Below are 1,896 nucleotides of genomic sequence, written 5' to 3'. Positions count from 1 at the left end.
CTAGGAATTCGGCGGTCTCCCCCGGGTGACCGTCAGTGTGTCCGCGTCGTCATGAATCGGGACCAGGTGGCTTCGGCTAACCGCCGGTGCGCCACCGTGTGAATCTTGGGCCGCCAGTCGACCGCCAGCGGCGGACCATCCCAGGTGGGCGGTGCAAACACCTGATGATACGCGAGCATGGCCCACCAAATGCGGACAAGTTTGTGGGCCGCCACGACGTCAATTTGCCGCCGCGTTAAGCCTCGTTCCCGAAAGCGGTCGGCGAGTGCCAGAAAATAGGCATTCTGGTGGGCCGGGTCGACCACCATGGCGCCCGCTTGGCAGAGGGCCGCCCGAAACCAGCGACTCCCTTGGTAACTCATGGCCCCATAGCGATCCGGCCGTTGTCCGCTCCCGTGAATGTTCGGGTCGAGGCCGCCGTATTTCACCAGCTTTTTCGGACTCGTGGCCCGCGTGAGCGTACTCCACTCGCCATAGGCATCTGCGGCGGTAATCACGCCAATCCCCGGCGTGGTTAACCACGCCAAGGCCTCCGTTTGCACCAACAGCGCCTCTTGGTCCTGCTCGTACCGCGCGACCAGAGTGGTCACCGTGCTATACAACTCGTACAAGCGCTCTAGATGCGCGCGCCAGACGGGGGCGACCTCATCGGGCACGGGAAAGGCCCGGCCCGCCGCCGTCCACAGGCGATCCAACGTGGATTCCGGCAATCGGAGTTTTTCCCGCCGATTCAGGAGCGACAGATCGGCTCGCTCGAGTTGGCGATAATCCTGCGGCAACGGCAGTTCGCGGATCCAAATCCGTCCGGCCCGACTCCAGAGGTCGAGTAACGGCGTGGGAGTGGCCTCCTGTCCCGGCTCTTGAAAGCCCTGGTACTCCAAGAACGTCTGATCGACCACGCTCCGGATGAGATTTTTGATGCGGGTTTGTTGGCGCACCATGATCCGGCGGGATCGGCTCACGGCCCGCAGCGCCGCGGGTAGGCCGGATAGGAGCGGTTGCTCCGATCCGCGGGCATTCAAGACGCACCGCGCAATGGCCATGAGGTCGATGGGGTCCGTTTTCGCCCGGCGATGGTCCGCCTGGCGCTCTTCGGCCGTCATCGTCGGGCTGAGCAACCGGACCGCCCAGCCCTGCGCCGTCAGCTGCCGGACCACCGGTTCATGATAGTGGCCCGTCGGCTCAATGCCGACCAGGACCTGGGTGGCCCCGACGTGGACACGCCACGTCTCGGCGCGTTGAATCACGGTGTCTACGCCCTGTTGATGCGGCCCGAAGCTGAACGGCGCTTCCAAAATGGTGCCTTGGTAATCGCAAATGAGCGCCTTGGGATTGTACTTGGCCATGTCAATGGCCACAATGAGCGTCGTCGGCGTCACCCGCGTTGTCGCGGCATCTTGGCGCCGGTGAATCGTGTTATACTGTGCCATGAAAGGACCCTCCCTTTGTCGGGGACTGGTAGTGGGTCCTTTCTTCGTTCGCCTTGACCTCCGGGTTATCCTGTCGTATGCCACTCTCACTTTCCGCGTCGTCATACCAACTGTCCGGCGGATCGGCCAACGGGACCGCATGGGCGAGGGCCCATTGACCCACGATCTGGCGAACGAACGCGCTCAGGGGCTGCGAGAGGGGGCAGGCCCGTAACAATTGGTAGAACTCGGCATCCGACCAATGCACGGTCACCTGATGCCGGCGCCGGGTAGCGCCCGCACGTGGGCCTTCTTTCTCCATGGACTATCATCTCCTTAAGGGGGGCGGGGTGCTGTTCGCGACGAAAACGGCGACCGGTGGGGGCCTGCTATCGAAACGTTGACGATAAACCCCACGGGAGCCGTTCTCCCGAAAGCCTTTTAGGGATTTATCAGTTATCCACAACCCGGGATGATAGTATCAGGA

General features: G+C 62.8%; 2 protein-coding genes. Both read right to left on the bottom strand.

Annotated elements, in window-relative coordinates; translation table 11 throughout:
- Window positions 1-32 precede the first annotated feature (32 nt).
- A complete protein-coding gene (locus HIJ39_RS22675; protein ID WP_169103299.1) occupies window positions 33-1,430 on the bottom strand; it encodes an IS110 family RNA-guided transposase in 1,398 nt (465 codons plus the stop codon).
- Complete coding sequence (locus HIJ39_RS22670; RefSeq protein WP_169103298.1) at window positions 1,417-1,731, bottom strand: hypothetical protein; 315 nt, start codon at window positions 1,729-1,731, stop codon at window positions 1,417-1,419. Before HIJ39_RS22670 ends, HIJ39_RS22675 begins: the two co-directional genes overlap by 14 nt.
- Between the last annotated feature and the right edge of the window lie 165 nt (window positions 1,732-1,896).

It is taken from the genome of Sulfobacillus harzensis (assembly GCF_012933365.1).
GTDB lineage: Bacteria > Bacillota > Sulfobacillia > Sulfobacillales > Sulfobacillaceae > Sulfobacillus_B > Sulfobacillus_B harzensis.
This window is presented reverse-complemented; position numbering and strand designations above follow the sequence as displayed.